Below are 20,212 nucleotides of genomic sequence, written 5' to 3'. Positions count from 1 at the left end.
TAGCCTCCCACCATGGAACTCCGCACACTTGAGTACTTCGTCGCGGTTGCGGAGGAGGGGTCGTTCACCAAGGCGGCCGCTCGCTGCCATGTCGTCCAGCCCGCGATCAGCCAGCAGATCCAGACCCTGGAGAGGGAGCTGGGCGAGCCGCTGTTCCAGCGGCTGCCCCGGCAGGTGGTCCTCACCTCCGGGGGTGCCGCCCTGCTGCCGCACGCCCGGGCGGCCCTGGCGGCGGCAGCGGCCGCGGCCCTGGTGTTCGCCGACCGTTCCGGGCTGCTCAGCGGCTCGCTCACGCTGGGGACCGTCGGCGGCCTGGAAGGCACCCGCGTCCCCCGGCTGCTGGGGGAGTACCACCGCCGGTATCCCGGCGTCTCGGTGAGCCTCTCCGGGTCGTCGAGCCCGAAACTGCTGGCGAGGGTCCGCGACGGAGGGCTCGACGCCGCCGTGATCGCGCCACCGCCGGGAGGGCTGCCCGCCGCCGTCGGCTCCCGGACCCTCCTGGAGGACCGGATCGTCGCCGTCCTCCCCGCCGGGAGCAGGGCGGCGGACCGTCCGATGACCCTGGACGAGGCGGCCCTGCGCCCCGTCATCAGCTACAGCCCCGACAGCGGCATCCACGCGTTCATCCGCGACGCCTTCGCCGCGAAGTCGCTGGAGCTGGACATCGCCTACGCGACGAACGACGTCGCCCTCCAGATCGCACTGGTCGCGGAGCGGGTCGGCATCGCGCTGACCTCCGACGCGAGCCCTGTCCTCGCCGCCGACCCGCGATTCGTCGTCGTGCCGCTGGAACCCGCCATCCGGTTGAGGAAGGTGTTCGCCTGGCGGCTGGGGACCCAGCCGAGTGCGCCCCTGCGGGCCTTTCTCGACCTGTGGACGGAGCTGACCGACGGGCCCGCGCGGGGCGGGGCCACCCCGTAGTCCACCACCGTCCGGCGCGGCCACCGATGACCGGTCGTCATGTGCACAGGCGTGCCCCCGGTCCGTCGCGCATGCGGTGACAACGACGGCAACGGTGCGATCACCGCTGCTGACTGCTGCCATCACCCCTGTGTATTGGACGTCCGCGGACCGGTGGCCGGAAGCTGAGGGCACCACGCTCCCCGTCGCGTCCGACGAGTCCGGGGCGGACCTCGCGACCTCGGCGGAAGGCAGGGACACACCGATGAGAGTGACCGTCGTGGGCGGGGGCATAGCCGGGTTGACCTGCGCCCTGAGTCTGCACGCCGCCGGCTTCGAGCCCCGGGTGTACGAAGCGGCGCGGACGGTCGAGGCCGTCGGGGTGGGCATCAATCTGCTGCCGCACGCCGTCCGGGAACTGGCCGAACTCGGACTCGCCCGCCGGCTGGCCGCCATCGCCCTGCCCCCGCGCCGGCTGAGCTACCGCGACCGCGCGGGCGAGGAGGTGTGGGCGGAGCCGCTGGGGCTCGCGGCCGGCTACCACTGGCCGCAGTACTCCGTGCACCGGGGGCAGTTGCAGATGCTGCTGCTGGCGGCGGTCCGGGAACGCCTCGGGCCGGACGCGGTCCGTACCGGACTGCGGTTCCGGAGCTTCGAGCAGACCGGGCGCGGCGTCCGGGCCCGGTTCCTGAACCGGGCGAGCGGAGTGACCACGGTCGAGGACGCCGACATCCTGGTCGGCGCCGACGGCATCGACTCCGCCGTCCGGGCCCGGCTCCACCCCGGCGAGGCTCCCGTGAACGGGAACGGCGTCCATATGTGGCGCGGGGTCGCCCGCGTCCCGCACCTCCTCGACGGCCGGACGATCGTGGTGGCCGGAGGCACCCCCGGCGCGAAGTTCGTCGCCTACCCGATCGGGGACCCGGCGGCCGAGGGCGGCGACGCCCTGATGAACTGGGTGCTGGAGGTGCGGCACGGGCCGTCCGTCCCGCCCGGGGCCGGCCTCGGCCGGCGGATCACGACGGCCGAGGCCCGCGCCGGCCTCGCGTCCTGGAATCTGCCGTGGATCGACCTCGCGGCGCTGGCCGAACGCTCCTCGGTGATCCTCGAATACCCGATGGCCGACCGCGACCCGCTGCCGCGCTGGAGCTTCGGACGGGTCACCCTGCTCGGTGACGCGGCCCACCCGATGTTCCCCATGGGCATGAACGGCGGATCGCAGTCCGTCGTCGACACCCGCGCACTGGCCTGGTGCCTGGCCCGGGAGAGCGACCCGGTGGCCGCGCTCCGCCGCTACGACGCGATACGCCGGCCGGCCGTCAACGCGGTGGTGCTGGCCAACCGGGACCAGGGACCGGAGGAGATCATCGCGCGAGCCGCAGAGCACGGCGGACCCCTGCCGCCCGGCCGGGCCGAGGGGATCGCGACCCGCTACCGGGAGCTGGCCGGCGCCACCGCGGCCCAGGTCAACACCCACACGTCGTGGACGGTCCCGTGGAGCGGGCTGCGACACCCGGGAACCGTCGCATGAGCAACGGCTGACGCTGCGTGATCCGGTCCGCACCCCGGTCGTGGGTGCGGCCGAGAGGACGCGAGACAAGGAGATCCCTCATGACGGGCGCATTCTCCCCGGAGCACGCCCTGCCCCACCCCTATGTCTTCGCCGACTCGGGGAGGAGGGAGCGTGATCGTCTCCAGTTGCTGGCGCGGTTGACAGACCCTGCGCACCAGCGGGCGCTGAGGGCGGGCGGCCTGCGCGCGGGGCTGCGCTGTCTGGAACTCGGATCCGGCACGGGCACGATCGCCGCTTGGATGGCCGACCAGGTGGGCCCCCGTGGTCATGTCCTGGCCACCGACATCAATCTGTCGTTCCTCAGCGACCTGCGGCGCCCGAACCTGTCCGTACGCGAACTCGACGTGCTCACGGACGAACTCCCCCGGGGCGCCTTCGACCTGGTCACCTGCCGTGCGCTCCTGCACCACCTGCCCCGGCCGGAGTCCGTGGTGGAGCGGCTGGCAAAAGCCCTGCGGCCGAACGGCGTACTGGTCCTGATGGAACCCGACGCCGGCGCCGCCGTGTTCGGCGGGCCGGAGCACCAGCGTTTCTGGTCGGCCTGGTGCCGCTGGGGACAGGGCGCGGGCATCGACTTCCGCCTCGGGCACAAGCTGCCCCGCATCGTCCGGCGAGCAGGGCTCGACCTCGGTGACGTGACCATGGAGGTGCCCTTCTACAGCGGCGGCTCCCCCTGGGGCGAGCTGTACCGCTCCACCGTCCGGGCGGCCGGGCCGGGCCTGTCCTCCTGGATCGGCCCCGACCCGGTCGCCGAGTTCGAGAGCCTCACCGCGCCGGACAGCCATCCGATGTGCTCGTTCGGCTGGGTGACCGTCTGCGGCCGGGCCGCCTCCGGCACGAAGGCGGTGCGAGCGCGGTGAGAACCCCCAAGGTGACGATCGTCGGCGCGGCGGGCGGGGTGGGGGCGTCCCTCACGCATCTCCTCCTCCAGGCCCGCGAACCGTACGAACTCGCGCTCATCGGCAGGAGCCCGCAGTCCATCGCCTGTCTGCTGATGGACGCTCAATCACTCGCGCCGCTGGGCCGGGCACCGGTCGTCAGAGCCGGGGAGATCGCGGATTTCCATGACTCGGACGTCGTTGTCGTCAGCGCGTCGGTTCCGTTGACGGGCTGGGCGCCACGGGTGGATTCGCTGGCGGGAAACGCGGAGATCGTGCATCCCTACTTCCGGGAGATCGCCAAGATCTCCGCGGACTGGCGGGGGCACGTCATCGTCGTGACGAACCCGATCGATGTGTTCAGCAGCTGGCTGCGGCGGCACGCGCGGATCGGGCGCGCCAGGATCCTGGGCTATTCGTGGAACGACAGCCTGCGTCTGCGCGTGGCGGTCGCCCGGGCCCTCGGCGAGGACGCGGCGGACATCACGGCCTGGGTCATCGGTGAGCACGGGGACGCCTTCGTCCCGCTCTTCGACCGGATCCTGGTCGGCGGCAGGCGCGTGGGGCTGTCCAGGCGTCAGCGCGCCCACATCCGCGCCGACCTGCGCGGCTTCTACGCCCGGTGGAGCCGGCTCGGAGTGTCGCGCACCACGGTGTGGACCACGGCCGGCGGTGTCGCCCGGATGATTCACGACCTCACACGGGGACGGCCGGTGGACTGGACGGCTTCCGTGGCCCTGAACGGTGAGTACGGTGTGCGCGACGTCAATGTCGGGGTCCCCGTCGCCCTGGACGCCCGGGGAGTCCTGGGCGTGGTCGAGTGGGACCTGGAGGAGCCGGACCGTGTCGTCCTGGGGCACGCGGCTTCCCTGGTACGAGAGCGCGTGGAGAGTCTGGGCAGGCTGTGAACGGTGCCGCCGGGCATCCGCTCCCGCGGTGCCCGCCTCCCGGGCCTGAGGCCCGGGGCCCGTCCGCCGGCCCGCGAGGCCGGGGTCCGGGGCCGGGCCGGGCCGTCTGCCAGGATGTGCCGCATGGATGTGTCCGGTCACCACGGCGACAGCGGCGGCCCGGCCCCGGACGGGCGGCCCGGTGACGAGCAGGCGGTGTTCTCGGCGCTGCTGGAGGACAGCGCGGAGGAGCTGTACGAGCACGCCCCCTGCGGCTATCTCTCCACCCGGCTGGACGGCACCATCGCGAAGATCAACACGACGCTGCTGGACTGGCTCGGCCACGACCGCCGCGATCTGGTGGGCCGCCGGACCTTCGGTGACCTCCTCACCGCCGGCGGCCGCCACCACCACGAGACCCGTGTCGCGCCGCTGCTGCGCCGTCGGGGCGAGGCCGGGGGCATCGCCCTGGAGCTGAGAGCGGCCGACGGCACCCCGCTGCCGGTCGTGGTGACCTCCACCGTCCGCACGGACGCCGACGGACGGCCGGTGCTGATCCGCACCACCGTCCTCGACGCCCGCGAGAGCCGCGCCTACGAGAACGAACTGCTCCGTGCCCGCCGGGCGTCGGACCGGGAACGCGAACGCCTCAAACGCCTGAACACCACGCTCCAGAAGACGCTGCTGCCACCCGCCCTGGCCAATGTGCCCGGCCTGGACGTCACCGCGCACTACCACATCGCCTCCACCGACGAGGTCGGCGGCGACTTCTACGACCTGTTCCCCCTCGCCGCCGGGACCTGGGGGTTCTTCCTGGGCGACGTGTGCGGCAAGGGCGCGGCCGCCGCGGCCGTCACCTCCCTGGCCCGCTACACCCTGCGGGCCGCCGCCGTCTACGACCCGGCCCCTGCGGCCGTCCTCGCCAACCTCAACACCGTGCTGAACCACGAGTACAACGGCGACGACCCGCGGTTCTGCACCGTCGTCTTCGGCCTGCTCACCCCCGACGGCGACGCGGGCGGCTTCCGTGTCACCCTGGCCAGCGGCGGCCACCCGCCGGCCCTGCTGCTGCGCGCCGACGGCCGTGCCGACCCTCTGCCCACCCCCGGCGGCCAGCTCATCGGGGTCCTGCCCGACCCCCATATCGCCACCACCAGCGTCCGCCTCGACCCCGGCGACACCCTCCTCCTGCACACCGACGGCCTCACCGAGGCCCGCACCGCGGGCGCCGGCACCGGGGAGCGCTACGGGGACCGGGCCTTCCTGGAGTTCGCGCGGGCGCTGGCGCCCACCACCGCGGTCGACGCCGTGTCCGCGATCCGTGACCTGCTCGACACGTTCGGCACCGGAGTGGACGACGACACCGCCGTCCTCGCCCTCAACGTGCCCCGACCCACCCGTGAAGAGCCGACGTGACCCACGCGCTGACCGTTCGCACCCGTGCCACCCCCGCCGGACCGGTGCTCGAACTGACGGGGGATCTGGACCATCGCACCGCACCACGGGTTCGCGCCCTGCTGCCGGGTCTCGCGCTCGCCCCGGGGCAGCAGCTCGTCATCGACCTCGCCCGGCTCGCCTTCTGCGACTCCAGCGGCATCAGCGTCCTGATCGCCGCCCGCAACCACGCCCTGACGGCCGGCGCGGCCGTCGTCCTGGCCGCGGTGCCCGACCGGGTCAGCCGGTTCTTCCGCATCGTCGGTCTCGAACAGGTCTTCCCCACCTGCGCCACCGCGCGGGCGGCGGAGGAGGCCTGGACACCGCCCGCCCGCTGAGCGCACCCGCCGGCCCGATCACGGACCCGACCGGCACCGTGACAGTGATCGCCGATCTGGTCACGGTCGGCAGCCCGGGCACCATCCTGCGGGTCGCCTTCCTCGGGGGCCAGGTCGTTTCTTACGGATCAGGCTGGGTCAGGGAGCGGGGTCTGGCGCATGGGGTCTCCCCAGGCCCGCCGGCGGACGAGGGATGGGGTCTCGGCGGGGCCCGAGGAGGGCCCGCCCGGCGGGCCGGAGCGCGTCTGGCGCGTGCCTGCCGTACTGCCGGTGCGGAACGGCGGGGAGGGCCCCGTATGAGCGGCCACCGGCGGCCGGCGCCCCGCCGCGGGCCCTGCGTGGGTGCCGGCGGGCGCATCATGGGAAACGGGTGGGTCTGTCTCGGTGAGTGAGCGGGAGTCCTGTCATGGCGCGTGGTCGTTTGCAGGTGTACCTCGGGGCGGCGCCGGGGGTGGGGAAGACCTACGCGATGCTGGCCGAGGGACAGCGGCTGCGTGCCCAGGGGGCCGATGTGGTGGTCGGTCTGGTGGAACCGCACGGCCGGCGGCTGACGGCGGAGATGGCCGAAGGGCTGGAGACACTGCCGCGCCGCAGGGTGGTGCACCGGGGAGCGGTCTTCACCGACCTGGATGTGGCGGCGCTGCTCGCGCGTGCTCCCGGTATCGCGCTGGTGGACGAGCTGGCTCACACCAATGTCCCGCTGTCGCGGAACGCGAAGCGGTGGCAGGACGTGGAGGAGGTGCTCGCCGCCGGCATCGATGTGATCACCACGCTCAATGTGCAGCACCTGGAGTCCCTCAACGACGTGGTCGAGCAGATCACCGGCGTACGGCAGCGGGAGACCCTGCCCGACGAGGTGGCCCGCAACGCCGACCGGATCGAGCTGGTGGACCTCCCGCCCGAGGTGCTGCGGCGCCGGATGACCCACGGTGAGATCTATCCGCCGGACCGTGTCGCAGCGTCGCTGACCCACTACTTCCGGGTCGGGAACCTGACCGCGCTGCGGGAGCTGGCGCTGCTGTGGCTCGCCGACCGGGTGGAGGAAGGACTTCAGCGCTACCGGGCCGAGCACGGCATCTCCGCTCCCTGGGAGACCCGGGAGCGGATCCTGGTCGGTCTCACCGGAGGCCAGGAGGGCGCGACGCTGATCCGCCGCGCCGCCCGGATCAGCGCCCGGACACCCGGGAGCGAGCTGCTGGCGCTCCATGTGGTCTCCGGGGAGGGGCTCGCCGAGGGCAGCCCTCCGGCCCTGGGGGAGCAGCGTGTGCTCCTCGAATCGCTGGGCGGCACGTTCCACCAGATGACCGCGGACGGTGTCGCCGAAGCCCTGCTGGGCTTCGCGCGGGCGGAGAACGTCACGCAGATCGTGCTGGGGGCGAGCCGTCGTGGCCGGCTGTCCTCCCTGCTGCGGGCGGGGGTGGGCCGGCGGACGATCCGGGGGTCCGGTGCGATCGATGTCCATATCGTCACCCATGAGGAGGCGGCGGGGCCGGTGGCGCTGCTGAGGATGGAGCACCCGGTCCGGGGCATCGGGCGGCGGCGGCTCGGGGCCGCGCTGGTCACCGCCGCCGTGCTGCTCCCCGTCCTGACCCTCGCCCTGACAGCGGCGCGCGGCGGCGTCGGTCTGGCCGGAGCCCTGTTGCTGTATCTGCTGGCCGTCGTGGTGGTCGCGCTCGTCGGCGGGCTCTGGCCCGCGCTGGCCGCCGCTGCCGCCGCCGGGCTGCTGGCCGACTACTATCTCGTCTCCCCCCGGCATTCCCTGGACATCGCCCGGGGGGAGGAGATCCTCGCGCTCGCCGTGTTCGTCGCGGTCGCCGCCCTGGTCGGCACGGCGACCGGAACGGCCGCACGGCGTTCGTACCGGGCGGGGCGGGCGCTGTCCGAGGCGCGGGTCCTGAGCCGTCTGGCGACGGACATGATGCACGGTCAGGATCTGCCGGTGCTGATCGAGCGGATCCGCGAGAACTTCGCTCTGACGGCGGTCAGTCTGCTCGTACGGGACACGGCACCCGCCGGGGAGGCGCGCTGGTTCGTCGCCGCCGGAGCGGGGGAACGACCGCCGGAGCGCCCGGACGAAGCCGAGGTGGAAGCCGTGCTCGACGACGGTCTCACCCTGGCGGCGCGCGGTCGCGGGCTGAACGCCGACGACTACGAACTCTTCGCGGCCTGTGGCGCGCAGATCGGTATGGCCTGGACACGGGGTCGTCTCGCGCGGCGGGCGGCCGAGACGGACACCCGTGCCGCCGCCGAGCGGACCCGGGCGTCGCTCCTGCTGAGAGCGGGTCGTGAGCTGCGGGCCGTGCTGCACGGCGCCGACGACGCACTCGCCCGGCTGCGCCATGAGGGGAGTTCCCCGGACCAGGAGAGGAACCGTCTCCTGGCCTCCGCGCGATCGTCCGTCCGCCGTGCCGGACGGCTGGTCGGCGCGCTCGACACGCTCAGCAGACTCCAGGGCGGCGCGCTCGGCCTCGCCCTGCGCCCGGTGGAGCTGAGCGAGGTGCTGACGGCGGTCCTGGACGAGCTGGGCCCCGGCGGTCACACCCTCCGTCTCCTGGTGCCGGACGACCCGCCGGACGTGATCGCGGATGCCGCCCACCTCACGAGGGCGCTCACCGCTCTGGCCGCCGACGCGCTGCGCCACAGCCCCGCGGACGAGCCGCCCGCGCTCGCCGTGAAGATCCTGCCCGGCAGGCTGGCCATCCGGGTGAGCGACGGAGCGGGGTCCCCCGGGGCCCCCGGGGCGTCCGACGGTGCCGGAGCGCGCACCGAGGGGATCGCCCAGCAGCTGGCCAGGGAACTCGTCGAGGCCATGGGCGGCACGCTCACCCCGGCCGGTGCCCCGGGGGAAGCCTTCTCCGTGCGGATTCTCCTCCCCACGGTCGCGGGCAAGCCCGAGTCCTGAGGCGGGCCGGGAGCCATCCGCCCGGCTCGGGATACGTCCGTTCAGCGGGATTCGGTCGCTCGTCCGTGTCGGTGATCGTGCCGGTCCGTGCGACCGGGCACGATCACCCGGAGCCGGTGCCGCGCGAACGGCTCCGCGTATCGCCTTGTCACACGAACCGAGCGGAGGGGACGCCGTGGCCGATGTGGTGTTCGTCGTCCTGACCTTCGTGGTGCTCGGGCTGCTGTTCCTGGTGGTGCGGGGAGTCGAACGGCTGTGAGCGCGGAGAACGCCGTCGGTCTCGTGGTCGCCGTGTGCCTGGTGGTCTATCTGCTGTTCTGTCTGCTGTTCCCGGACCGGTTCTGATGAACCGACCGGTTCTGATGAACGAGACGCCGGCGGGCTGGTTGCAGATCCTGGCCCTGGTGGTCGCGCTCGCGCTCTCCTACCGGCCGCTGGGCGACCACCTGGCTCGCTGCCTGAGCAGCAACCGGCATCTGCGCGCCGAGCGGCTGGTCTACCGGGCGGGCGGAGTGGGCCCGGACACCGATCAGACCTGGCCGGTGTATGTGCGCAGTGTGCTGGCGTTCTCGCTGGTGTCGGTGGTGTTCCTGTACGCGTTCCTGCGGTTGCAGAACCATCTGCCGCTGTCACTGGGCAGGGGCCCGGTGACGCCGGACCAGTCCTTCAACACCGCCGTGTCCTTCGTGACCAACACGAACTGGCAGTCGTACGCGGGCGAGCGGACGATGGGCCATCTGGTGCAGATGGCGGGTCTGGCGGTGCAGAATTTCGTCTCCGCCGCCATCGGCATCGCGGTGGTCGCCGCCCTCATCAGGGGTTTCACCCGGGAGCGGACCGACCGGGTCGGGAACTTCTGGGTGGATCTGACCCGGATCGTCGTACGGGTGCTGCTGCCGGTCTCGTTCGTCTTCGCCCTTGTCCTCGCGGCGGGCGGCGTGATCCAGAACCTCCACGGGGACCAGTCCGTCACGACCATCGCGGGCCAGGTCCAGTCCCTCACGGGCGGTCCCGTCGCCTCGCAGGAGGCCATCAAGGAACTCGGGACCAACGGCGGCGGCTTCTACAACGCCAACTCCGCCCACCCGTTCGAGAACCCCACCGGACTCACCAATCTGGTCGAGATCTATCTGATGCTGGTGATCGCGGTCTGTCTCCCCCGCACCTTCGGCACGATGACCGGCGACCGCCGCCAGGGATACGCGATCCTCGCCGTGATGGCCCTGCTCTGGGCGGCGTCGGTCGCCGTGGTCACCGCCAACGAACTGAACAGCGTCAGCAGCACCGCCGGGCACGCGGCCGGCGGGATGATGGAGGGGAAGGAGCAGCGGCTCGGTATCCGGGCCTCGACGCTGTTCGCCGTCGCCACCACCCTGACCTCGTGCGGTGCCGCCAACTCCGCCCACGATTCGTACACTCCGGGCGGCGGCGGGCTGCTGATCTTCAATATGATGCTCGGCGAGATCGCGCCCGGCGGCACCGGATCGGGCCTGTACGGGATGCTGGTCCTGGCGGTCGTGACCGTGTTCGTCGCCGGGCTGATGGTCGGGCGCACGCCGGAGTACCTGGGCAAGAAGCTGGGCGGCCGGGAGATGAAGTTCGCGTCTCTCTATATCCTCACCACTCCCGCTGTCGCCCTGACCGGTGCGGGGATCGCGATGGCGCTGCCCGGGGAGCGGGCGTCGATGGCGAATCCCGGACCGCACGGCTTCTCCGAGGTGCTGTACGCGTTCGTCTCGGCGGCGAACAACAACGGCTCCGCGTTCGCCGGGCTCTCGGCCGACACCGTCTGGTACAACACCGCGCTGGGGCTGGTCATGCTGATCGGCCGGCTGCTGCCCATGGTGTTCGTCCTGGCGCTCGCCGGGTCGCTCGCCGCCCAGCGCACGGTGCCGGTGACCGCGGGCACCCTGCCCACCCACCGGCCGCAGTTCGTGGGGCTGCTGACCGCGGTGATCCTCGTCGTCGTCGGCCTCACCTACTTCCCCGCGCTCGCGCTGGGGCCGCTCGCGGAAGGGCTGCGCTGATGTCCCTCACCACGGCCGCCTCACCCGTGCCGCCACCGGACTCGCCCCACCGGGTCGCCGGCGGTCTCCTCGACCCCCGGCAGCTGCTGCGCTCCCTCCCGGACGCCGTACGCAAACTCGACCCACGTGTCATGGTTCACCACCCGGTGATGTTCGTGGTCGAGGTCGGCGCGGTCCTGACCACGCTCTCGGCCGTCGCCCGCCCCGGTGTCTTCGCCTGGGTGATCACGGCCTGGCTCTGGCTGACCGTGGTCTTCGCCAACCTGGCCGAGGCGGTCGCGGAGGGCCGGGGCCGGGCCCAGGCCGACGACCTGCGCCGGACGCGGAGTCTGACGACGGCCCGCCGCCTGCCGGACTGGCGGCCGGGGGCCGTCGCACCGCCCGAGGAGTCGGTCCCCGCCGCCGGGCTGCGGCCCGGGGACCATGTCGTGGTCGAGCCGGGACAGACCATCCCCGGCGACGGCGATGTCGTCGAAGGCGTCGCCTCCGTGGACGAATCCGCGATCACCGGCGAATCGGCCCCGGTGATCCGGGAGTCCGGCGGCGACCGCAGCGCGGTCACCGGCGGGACGAAGGTGCTGTCCGACCGGATCGTCGTCAAGGTGACCTCCCGGCCGGGCGAGACCTTCATCGACCGGATGATCGCCCTGGTCGAGGGCGCGGCCCGGCAGAAGACCCCCAACGAGATCGCGTTGAACATCCTGCTCGCCTCGCTGACCATCGTGTTCCTGATCGCGGTCGTCACCCTCCAGCCCTTCGCGGTCTTCGCCGGGGCCGAACAGCCCATCGTCGTCCTGGTCGCGCTCGTCGTCGCCCTGATCCCCACCACCATCGGCGCCCTGCTCTCCGCGATCGGGATCTCGGGCATGGACCGCCTCGTGCAACGCAATGTGCTGGCCATGTCCGGCCGGGCCGTCGAAGCCGCGGGCGACGTCAATACCCTGCTCCTCGACAAGACGGGCACCATCACCTTCGGCAACCGCCAGGCCACCGCCTTCGTCCCCATCGGCGACGTGGACGCGGAGGAACTCGCCGACGCCGCCCAGCTCTCCTCCCTCGCCGACGAGACACCGGAGGGCCGCTCCGTCGTCGTCCTCGCCAAAGAGCGGCACGCCCTGCGCGCCCGTGACGAAGGGGAGCTTGCACGGGCCTCGTTCGTGCCCTTCACCGCGCAGACCCGCATGAGCGGGGTGGACATCGACGACCGCCGTATCCGCAAGGGCGCGGCGGCCTCCGTCACCGCCTGGGTACGGGATGCGGGCGGCACGGTCCCGGGCGGCCTGCGCGCCGCCGTCGACACCATCTCCGACAGCGGCGGAACCCCGCTCGTCGTGGCCGCCGCCGACCCGTCGGGCGCCCGCGTCCTGGGCGTCGTCCACCTCAAGGACGTCGTCAAGGACGGCATCCGGGAACGCTTCGCGGAACTGCGCGCCATGGGCATCCGTACCGTCATGATCACGGGCGACAACCCGCTGACCGCGCGGGCCATCGCCGAGGAGGCGGGGGTGGACGACTTCCTCGCCGAGGCCACCCCCGAGGACAAGATGCACTTCATCCGCAGGGAGCAGGCGGGCGGCAAGCTGGTCGCGATGACCGGGGACGGCACCAACGACGCCCCGGCGCTGGCCCAGGCCGATGTCGGCGTGGCGATGAACACCGGGACCTCGGCCGCCAAGGAGGCCGGGAACATGGTCGACCTCGACTCCGACCCCACCAAGCTCATCGAGATCGTGGAGATCGGCAAACAGCTCCTCATCACCCGGGGCGCGCTCACCACGTTCTCCATCGCCAACGATGTCGCCAAGTACTTCGCGATCATCCCCGCGATGTTCGCCGCGGTCCATCCCGGTCTGGACAAGCTGAACATCATGCGGCTGCACAGCCCGACGTCCGCGATCACCTCGGCGATCGTCTTCAACGCCCTGATCATCATCGTGCTGATCCCGCTCGCCCTGCGCGGTGTGCGCTACCGGCCCGCGTCCGCCGCCGCGCTGCTGAGCCGCAACATCTGGCTGTACGGTCTGGGCGGCCTCGTCCTGCCGTTCCTCGGCATCAAACTCATCGACCTCGTCGTCCAGTTCATCCCCGGCCTGCGCTGACCGCGGGCAGAAGGCGAGCGCCGTGTCCCCCCACCTCCCGCCCGCTCTCCGCCGGCACCTGTCCGCCCTGCGGATGCTCCTGGTCTTCACCGCCGTCACGGGCATCGCCTATCCCCTGGCCGTCACCGGCGTCGCGCGGGTCGCGTTCCCCCATCAGGCCGACGGCTCACTCATCGAGGACAACGGCACACCCGTGGGTTCCCGTCTCATCGGCCAGAACTTCACCACCCCGGGCGGACAGCCCGACCCGCGCTGGTTCCAGCCACGCCCCTCCGCCGCCGACGGAGGAAAGGGAGCGGGCGCGTACGACCCGGAGTACTCCGGCGCCTCCAACCTCGGCCCCGACAACGCCGACCTGGTCACAAGCATCGAGCGGCGACGAGCCGCCGTCGCCGCCCTCGACCGCGTACCACCGCACAGCATCCCGGCCGACGCCCTCACCGCCGGCGGCTCCGGCCTCGACCCCCATATCTCCCCCGCCTACGCCCGCCAGCAGGCCACCCGCGTCGCCCGGGCCCGCAGGCTGCACCCACTGCTGGTCCACGCACTGGTCACCCGCCACATCCAGGGCCCCGACCTCGGCTTCCTCGGACAGGAACGTGTCAACGTCGTGGAACTCAACCACGCGCTGAAAAGCCTGAAGTGAGCCTTCGGGCCGCGCTCCCCCTTCATGACTGCGACTCAGGTCACCGGGGCGGGGCCGGTCACGGGCGCGGGGCGACTCCGGCCGCGGCCGGCAGCGCGGCCAGGTCGTCGGGGAACGGCATGGGGGTGGTCAGTCCGGTGCCGGCGGTCGAGGCCGACCGGACCTGCCCGGACGCGGAGACGAAGGGCTGCTGCTGAGATGTCCGACGGCGCTGTGCCGCGACGGGTTGTTGGCTAGGGTGGCGGGAGCCGGAAAGCACGTGAACCGGCTTCCCGTGGTGCCGAGTTCACCCGGCCGGTGCGGGCCGGGCCGTCTTCACGAGGGCCTGGAGCAGGGGAGAACAGGAAGGCGCTGACGCATGACTGTCCACCGGTCGGACCAGGGGCCGCGCCCTCACCCCGCCCCAGGAGGCCACGACCAGGGACACCACCCGCCGGACACGGCACGCCGGACACGGCAGCGGGTGACCGGCCGGCCGGCGCCCGCCGTGCTGCCCCCGTCCCTGCGCACACCGCTCGGGCCGGTCTCGGTCCTCGCCGCGCTGACGGTCGTCGTGTTCGGGTTCCTGTACGCGGGCCACAGCCGGCCCGGCACCGTGGACGCGTCGATCCAGTCGGCGGTGTACGGTGTGCGGCCGCCGTGGCGGCACGCCGCTCTGGCCACGGACTTCCTCGCGGAGCCCATCGGAGCGGCGGCGCTCGCCGTGGCCGCCGTGGCGGGCTGCCTGCTGCTGCGGTGGCCCCGCGCGGCGGTGCTCGCCGTGGCCGCCGCCGTCCTGGCCGTGGGTGTGACGAAGCTGCTCAAGCCCCTGGTGGGACGCACCATCAACGGCGAGCACCTGTCCTACCCGAGCGGGCACACCGCGTTCCTGACGGCGCTCGCCCTCGTGGGGGCGCTGCTCGCGGCCGGCCGGCTCGGCCTCGGCCGGACGGCCGGCGCGTTCCTCGTGCTCTCCTCGGCGCTGGTCGCCGGCGCCGCCATGGGCTGGGCGCAGGTCGCGCTGGACGCGCACTACCCGACCGATGTCCTCGGCGGCTGGTGCACCGCGCTGGCGGTGGTCCCGGCGACCGCGTGGCTGGTCGACCAGGTGGCTGACAGCGGCCTGCGCAAGCGCCGCTGACGTCGCCTCACGTCATGCCAGGCGGCGGAACACGGGCTTGATCGGGCGCCCGGCCAGCCAGGGGGTGGGGTCGCCGGCGTCCAGTGCCTTCCGGTACACCGCACAGGCCTGGGCCACCACCTCGACGGTCCGGTCGATGTCGGCGTCGGTGAGCGCGCTGCTCACCACGAACGACGGGGCGAGCACCCCGCCCGCGAGGAGCCGGCGCAGGAACAGGGTGCGGTACCGCTGCGACGGCTGCCCGTTCTCGTCGAGGGTGGCATAGACCAGATTGCTGGCCCGGCCCCGGACGACGAGGTGGTCGCCGACGCCCATGCCGGCGGCGGCGGCACGGACACCGGTGGCCAGCCGCTCGCCGAGGGCGTGCAGCCGCGCCGTGATGCCCTCCTCGGTGTAGGTGGTGAGCACGGCCATCGCGGCGGCCAGCGAGTGGGTCTCCGCGCCGTGCGTGGTGGACAGCAGGAACACCCGGTCGCGGGAGTGCCGCAGCCCGCCCCGCTCCATGAGGTCGCGGCGCCCGGCCAGCGCGGAGACGGCGAACCCGTTGCCCAGCGCCTTGCCGAACGTGGAGAGGTCGGGGACGACGCCGTACAGGCCCTGGGCGCCCGCCTCGGACCAGCGGAGACCGGTGATCATCTCGTCGAAGACCAGGACGCAGCCGTGCCGGTCGGCCAGCTCGCGCAGGCCGGCGAGGTACCCGGGCGGCGGCTCGGTGTGGGTGGCGGGTTCGAGGATCAGACAGGCGACCTCGCCCCGGTACCGGGTGAGCAGTTCCTCCGTGGCGGCCAGGTCCCCGTAGGGGAACCCCAGGGTGAGGTCGGTGGTCTGCGCCGGGATGCCGGCGGACATCGGCGTGGTGCCGATGAACCAGTCGTCGACGGAGAAGAACGGATGGTCGCCGCAGACGGCCACCCGGAGGCGGCCGGTGACGGCACGGGCGAGGCGCACCGCGGCGGTGGTGGCGTCGGAGCCGTTCTTCGCGAACTTCACCATCTCGGCGGTCGGCACGGTGGCCAGGAAGCGCTCCGCGGCCTCGGCCTCCACGATGGACGGCCGGACGAAGTTGCTGCCGCGGTCGAGTTCCCGCCGCACCGCCTCGATCACGCGTGGGTGGGCGTGGCCGAGGCTGACCGAGCGCAGGCCGGAGCCGTACTCGGCGTAGCGGTTGCCGTCGACGTCCCACACATGGGCGCCGCGGCCGTGGCTGATCACCGGGGCCAGGTCCTCGGGATACTGGTCGTCGCCCTTGGCGTAGGTGTGCGCGCCCCCGGGGATCAGGGCGTGCAGCCGCTCGTTCGCGGTCCGCGACCGGGGCAGGGCGAACGCGTCGGCGTCCTGCGTGACTGCGGTGGCTGCGGTGGTTTCGGGGTTCACGCGGATCTCACTTCTCTTCTCTGTGCTTCAGGACCTCGGCGAGGCTCGGCGCCTCCCGGTCCCGCCGGGACACCGACGTCGCCGGAAGCGGCCAGTCGATGGCCAGCTCCGGGTCGTCGAAGGCGATCGTCACGTCCTCCGCCGGATCGTGCGGGCGGTCGATCCGGTACGAGGTGTCGGCGGTCGCGGTCAGCGCCTGGAAGCCGTGGGCGCACCCCGCCGGGATGTACAGGGTCGTCTGGGTCTCGCCGGACAGTTCGAAGGTGGCCACGTTGCGGTAGGTCGGCGAGCCGGGCCGCAGGTCCACGACGACGTCGAAGATCCTCCCGTACGAGCACCGCACCAGCTTGGCCTCGCCCGCCCCGGAGCGCAGGTGCAGACCGCGCAGCACCCCCCGGACCGAGCGGGACAGGCTGTCCTGGACGAAGGCGTCCGGGTCGAGGCCCACCGAGCGGACCACGCCGGCGTCGAAGGTGCGGCAGAAGAAGCCGCGTTCGTCGGCGTACGGTGTCGGCTCGAACAGGTACGCGCCGTCGATCGCCGGGATCGCGATCGCCTTCATGAGGCCTCCCGCAGGGGCTGGGCATGGGTGGGGGCGGCCGTGGGGAACAGGGCCGTGGTCAGGGCGGTGAACTGGTCCTCCAGGTGCCGTGCGGCGTCCTGGTTGCGCTCGGTGAGGATCCGCCGCAGCTCCGCCGACCGCAGCTCCAGCTCCCGGAACTGGGCGAGCAGCCGGTCGGCGTCGACCTCGCGGGCCGGGTGGCAGTACGCGGCCAGGCCCATCCGGGCCATGAGGGCGTCGCTCTTCGCCGCGTAGCTGAGTGCGAGGGTCGGCGTGCCGGCCTTCAGCGCGCAGATCAGGTTGTGGTAGCGGGTCGCCACCACGGTGTCGGCGGCGGCCGTCTCCCTCATCAGGTCGGCCAGCGAGGCCGCCTCGGAGGCGGTGACGAGCGGCGAGTCCACCGCGTCGAGGATCGCGGCGACCACCGGCGCGTCGCACGCGTCGCCGGTGAGCAGCCTCACCGGCCTGCCGTCCTGGACCAGCGCGCGGACGAAGCGGGTCGTCCCGTCGAGGTAGCGCCGGTGGATCTCCTCGGCGCGGGCGCGGTCGTCGTTGCCGCCGTGGAAGTCCATGACGCCGACGCAGACCGGTCCCGGCGGGCCCGGTTCCCGGCCGGCCCGCGGCGCCGGCAGGGCGAACGCGAGGTCCGGGTAGACCTCGTCGTGCGCGGTGTCCACGCCCATCGTCCGCAGCGCGTCGCGGGAGTGGGTGTCCCGGTACGAGCGGTAGGTGGCCAGCCGTGCCGACCAGCGCACCAGGGCCCGGGTGGCCCGGTCGCGGATCGGGGCGGCGCCGACGCTGACCAGCGCGACGCGGGTGCGCAGCAGCCGGCCGCTCGCGCAGAGCAGGAACAGCGAGTACGGGAAGCCCCACGGCCGCAGCGGCAGCGTGGCCTCCAGGACGCCCATGCCGGGCACGATCACCACGTCGTGCCGGCGCACCCAGGCGGCGGTGCGGAAGACGTCGACGACCTTGCCCAGCGCCTTCGCCGCGATCGAGCCCGCACGGGACGCGGTCCGGTACTCGCCGCGGTACCAGTGCAGCCGGGTCGCGGGGATCCCGTACCGGGCCGTGACGGCCTCGGGTCCGCCGCACAGCGCGTCCACGGCCGCCCGCGGGTGCTCGGCGCGGAGGTAGCCGAGGACCGCCTCCAGCGACCCGTCGTTGCCGATGTTGCCGGAGCCGAGGAGGCCGAACACCCCGACGCGTACCGGGGTCCCCTGCGCGGACGTCATGCCTGCCTGCCCTCACGGCCGGCGACGAGGGCGTCCACGGAGACGGTGAGCCGGCCCGGGTCGACCGGGGCGCGGTCCTCGACCCGCTCGCCGGCGCCCGGCCTCAGCCGGCTGGTCATCCAGGCGGCCAGGTGGCGGTGGCAGGCCCGCCGGTCGGCCGGGGACAGCGGCGCCCGCCGGATCGCCGCGACGAAGCCCCAGACGTACTCCGCGAGCAGCCGGGGCGTCGGGTGCAGCGGGCCGGCCCGGCGCGGGTCCAGGTTGACGCACCGGGAGCGCTTGGAGGGGTTGGCCCGCTCGGCGCGGGTGGGGTGGTCGCGGCGGAAGTACAGCAGCTCCGGCACCTGGTGGAAGGGCCCGTGCAGGGCGATCTCGGCGACGAAGGTGCGGTCCGCGTGGTGGTAGCTGTCGTGCGGCTTCACCCGGCGCAGCACATCGGCCCGCATCACTCCGTAGAAGTCGTCGCCGCCGGGCTCGAACAGCATGCTGCGGAAGCGCTCGGGGGCGCGGGGCGAGTCGGTGGCGAGCGTGTACTCGTAGGGGACCTTCACCTGTCCCGCGCCGTCGATGACGGCCTGGCCGGTGTGCGCGAGGATCGTCCGCGGCTGCTCGTCCAGCGCCTCCACGCAGCGCCGCAGCAGGTCGCGGGCGTACAGGTCGTCGTGCGATGCCCACTTGAACAGTTCGCCGCGGCACTGGGTGAACACGTAATTGTGGTTCGGCGCGGCGCCGATGTTCCGGGGCAGCCGCAGGTACCGGATGCGCGAGTCCCGCGCGGCGTACCGGCGGCAGATGTCCTGGGTCCCGTCCTTCGAGGCGTTGTCGCAGATGACGAGCTCGAAGTCCTCGTAGGTCTGGCCGAGCAGGGCGTCGAGCGCCTCGGCGAGGTATTCCTCGCCGTTGTAGACGGGCAGCCCGATACTCAACCGGGGTTGGGCGGTCATGGTGTCCTCACTTCACGGATGGTGTTCTGGTGGTGCTCGCGCAGGGCGGACCGCAGGTGGAGCCACCACACGGCCGAGGCGCTGACGGTGGCGGCGGCGACGCCCCAGGCGGAGCCGACCGTGCCGGCCACGGCCGCTCCGCCGAGGCCGCCGCCGACGTAGCAGGCGGAGGCGAACAGCTGGCAGCGCAGGCTGCGCCGGGCCGCGGCGAGGGCGCGCAGCCCGGCGGCCGCGCCGGTGCCGAGGCTCGCGCCGACGACGCCGAGGGTGGCCGGGACGATGAGTTCCGACGCGGCGGGCCAGACGGCGCCCAGGACAAGCTCGCCGGCCCGGTCCGGCACCAGCAGCAGCGCCCCGCCCCAGAGCAGCGCGGCGGCGGCCTGCCCGCCGCCGAGCAGGAGGCAGAAGGTGCCCAGCCGGTGCGGGGCCCGCCGCAGGACCCGTGCCGCCTCCGGGACGGTGACCAGCGACAGCCCCATCAGTACGGCGAGGAAGGGGCCGAGCAGGAGTTCGGCGCCCCGGACCACGCCCACCGCGCTGACCCCGACGATGGCGCCGAGGCCGTACGCCCGCAGTTGGGCCGCGCCGCTGACGCCGACGTTCTCGACCAGGTAGCGGTAGCCGAGGTCGCGCTGCTCACGGAGCCACCGGCGGGCTCCGGCCGGCCGGGGCCGGATCCCGGACTGGAGGCAGCCGTACACGGCGGCCACCGTGGCGGCGGTGCCCCAGGCGAGCACGAAGGCGGCCACGGTGCCCACCCGGGCCGCCACCACCATGGCGGGGATGAGGGCGATGCCCCCCAGGAGGTCGTTGGTGAACGCCTTGCGCCCGGTGCCGGCGGCGAAGAACGAGTACCGCCAGGCGTCCTGGAGCAGCAGCCCGGGCAGGGCGAGGCCGAGGCCGGCGAACGCGCTCCCGACGGTGCCGCCGAGGGCGGTCCCGACCGTGAGGCAGGCCGCGCCGAAGGCGGCGCCGACGCCGAGCGCGGTCCCCGACGACCGGGCCGCCGCCGTGCGCCAGGACGCGGCCGGCACGCCGCTGAAGCGCACCACGAGCGGGTCGGTGGCCAGTCCGCGGGAGACGCCGAGCACCACGCCGTAGGTGACCCAGGCGAGGCTGAACACGCCGAACGCGGCGAGTCCCAGCGAGCGTGCGACGTAGATGCCCACCGCGAAGTTGGTCATGCTGCACACGGCCTGGTCGGCCAGTCCCCAGGACAGCCGGCCGGCGATGGCCCGCCGGGCGGCCGGGCGGGCCGCCGGTGTCGTCGCCTTCTCCTCCCCGGTGGTCATC

17 protein-coding genes and 1 pseudogene are annotated in these 20,212 nt (G+C 73.3%); 13 read left to right on the top strand and 5 right to left on the bottom strand.

The genetic code is table 11. The features are described from left to right. Nucleotides 1-12: 12 nt before the first annotated feature. From SYYSPA8_RS01890 to SYYSPA8_RS01835, 13 genes and pseudogenes are all read left to right on the top strand, one after another. Nucleotides 13-921, top strand: a complete 909-nt coding sequence (locus tag SYYSPA8_RS01890; RefSeq protein ID WP_323445105.1) for a LysR family transcriptional regulator — start codon at nt 13-15, stop codon at nt 919-921. 244 nt (nt 922-1,165) lie between these two features. After that, on the top strand, nt 1,166-2,431 hold the full coding sequence (locus tag SYYSPA8_RS01885; RefSeq protein ID WP_323445104.1) for an FAD-dependent monooxygenase: 1,266 nt from the start codon (nt 1,166-1,168) through the stop codon (nt 2,429-2,431). Nucleotides 2,432-2,511: 80 nt separating this feature from the next. Then, the gene (locus tag SYYSPA8_RS01880; protein WP_323445103.1) at nt 2,512-3,333 is read left to right on the top strand and encodes a methyltransferase domain-containing protein; all 822 of its coding nucleotides are present in this window, start codon (nt 2,512-2,514) and stop codon (nt 3,331-3,333) included. Further along, entirely contained in the window at nt 3,330-4,259 is a 930-nt protein-coding gene (locus tag SYYSPA8_RS01875) for a lactate/malate family dehydrogenase (protein WP_323445102.1), read from the top strand. Before SYYSPA8_RS01880 ends, SYYSPA8_RS01875 begins: the two co-directional genes overlap by 4 nt. A 114-nt stretch (nt 4,260-4,373) precedes the next feature. Continuing rightward, nucleotides 4,374-4,835, top strand: a pseudogene (locus SYYSPA8_RS38305) (PAS domain-containing protein); the annotation flags it as partial. A 108-nt stretch (nt 4,836-4,943) separates the two neighbouring features. Next, on the top strand, nt 4,944-5,654 hold the full coding sequence (locus tag SYYSPA8_RS38300; RefSeq protein ID WP_407705893.1) for a PP2C family protein-serine/threonine phosphatase: 711 nt from the start codon (nt 4,944-4,946) through the stop codon (nt 5,652-5,654). Continuing rightward, entirely contained in the window at nt 5,651-6,010 is a 360-nt protein-coding gene (locus SYYSPA8_RS01865; RefSeq protein ID WP_323445100.1) for an STAS domain-containing protein, read from the top strand. Before SYYSPA8_RS38300 ends, SYYSPA8_RS01865 begins: the two co-directional genes overlap by 4 nt. Before the next feature lie 406 nt (nt 6,011-6,416). After that, nucleotides 6,417-8,912, top strand: a complete 2,496-nt coding sequence (locus tag SYYSPA8_RS01860; protein WP_323445099.1) for a DUF4118 domain-containing protein — start codon at nt 6,417-6,419, stop codon at nt 8,910-8,912. Between the two features lie 255 nt (nt 8,913-9,167). Further along, nucleotides 9,168-9,257 carry a K(+)-transporting ATPase subunit F gene (kdpF, locus tag SYYSPA8_RS01855; RefSeq protein ID WP_323445098.1) on the top strand — a complete coding sequence of 30 codons (90 nt, stop codon included), beginning with the start codon at nt 9,168-9,170 and terminating at the stop codon, nt 9,255-9,257. A 17-nt stretch (nt 9,258-9,274) separates the two neighbouring features. After that, entirely contained in the window at nt 9,275-10,939 is a 1,665-nt protein-coding gene (gene kdpA, locus SYYSPA8_RS01850) for a potassium-transporting ATPase subunit KdpA (protein ID WP_323445503.1), read from the top strand. Next, nucleotides 10,939-13,038, top strand: a complete 2,100-nt coding sequence (gene kdpB, locus SYYSPA8_RS01845) for a potassium-transporting ATPase subunit KdpB (protein WP_323445097.1) — start codon at nt 10,939-10,941, stop codon at nt 13,036-13,038. Before kdpA ends, kdpB begins: the two co-directional genes overlap by 1 nt. 22 nt (nt 13,039-13,060) lie before the next feature. Next, nucleotides 13,061-13,684 carry a potassium-transporting ATPase subunit KdpC gene (gene kdpC, locus SYYSPA8_RS01840; RefSeq protein ID WP_323445096.1) on the top strand — a complete coding sequence of 208 codons (624 nt, stop codon included), beginning with the start codon at nt 13,061-13,063 and terminating at the stop codon, nt 13,682-13,684. 463 nt (nt 13,685-14,147) lie between these two features. Beyond that, entirely contained in the window at nt 14,148-14,804 is a 657-nt protein-coding gene (locus SYYSPA8_RS01835; RefSeq protein ID WP_323445095.1) for a phosphatase PAP2 family protein, read from the top strand. 12 nt (nt 14,805-14,816) lie between these two features. Here SYYSPA8_RS01835 and SYYSPA8_RS01830 read toward each other — a convergent pair whose 3' ends face one another. The 5 genes from SYYSPA8_RS01830 to SYYSPA8_RS01810 are packed head-to-tail and all read right to left on the bottom strand — an operon-like array spanning nt 14,817 to nt 20,211. Next, nucleotides 14,817-16,178 carry a glutamate-1-semialdehyde 2,1-aminomutase gene (locus SYYSPA8_RS01830; protein WP_323445094.1) on the bottom strand — a complete coding sequence of 454 codons (1,362 nt, stop codon included), beginning with the start codon at nt 16,176-16,178 and terminating at the stop codon, nt 14,817-14,819. Between the two features lie 7 nt (nt 16,179-16,185). Continuing rightward, nucleotides 16,186-16,740, bottom strand: coding sequence for a dTDP-4-dehydrorhamnose 3,5-epimerase (rfbC, locus tag SYYSPA8_RS01825; RefSeq protein ID WP_323445093.1), 555 nt, complete (start codon nt 16,738-16,740; stop codon nt 16,186-16,188). Beyond that, the gene (locus SYYSPA8_RS01820) at nt 16,737-17,975 is read right to left on the bottom strand and encodes a polysaccharide pyruvyl transferase family protein (protein WP_323445092.1); all 1,239 of its coding nucleotides are present in this window, start codon (nt 17,973-17,975) and stop codon (nt 16,737-16,739) included. The genes rfbC and SYYSPA8_RS01820 overlap by 4 nt, the downstream gene beginning before the upstream one ends. After that, nucleotides 17,972-18,919 carry a glycosyltransferase family 2 protein gene (locus tag SYYSPA8_RS01815; protein WP_323445091.1) on the bottom strand — a complete coding sequence of 316 codons (948 nt, stop codon included), beginning with the start codon at nt 18,917-18,919 and terminating at the stop codon, nt 17,972-17,974. Before SYYSPA8_RS01815 ends, SYYSPA8_RS01820 begins: the two co-directional genes overlap by 4 nt. Next, entirely contained in the window at nt 18,916-20,211 is a 1,296-nt protein-coding gene (locus tag SYYSPA8_RS01810) for an MATE family efflux transporter (protein WP_323445090.1), read from the bottom strand. Before SYYSPA8_RS01810 ends, SYYSPA8_RS01815 begins: the two co-directional genes overlap by 4 nt. Between the last annotated feature and the right edge of the window lies 1 nt (nt 20,212).

The sequence above is a fragment of the Streptomyces yaizuensis genome (assembly GCF_034961445.1).
GTDB classification, from domain to species: Bacteria; Actinomycetota; Actinomycetes; order Streptomycetales; family Streptomycetaceae; genus Streptomyces; species Streptomyces yaizuensis.
This window is presented reverse-complemented; position numbering and strand designations above follow the sequence as displayed.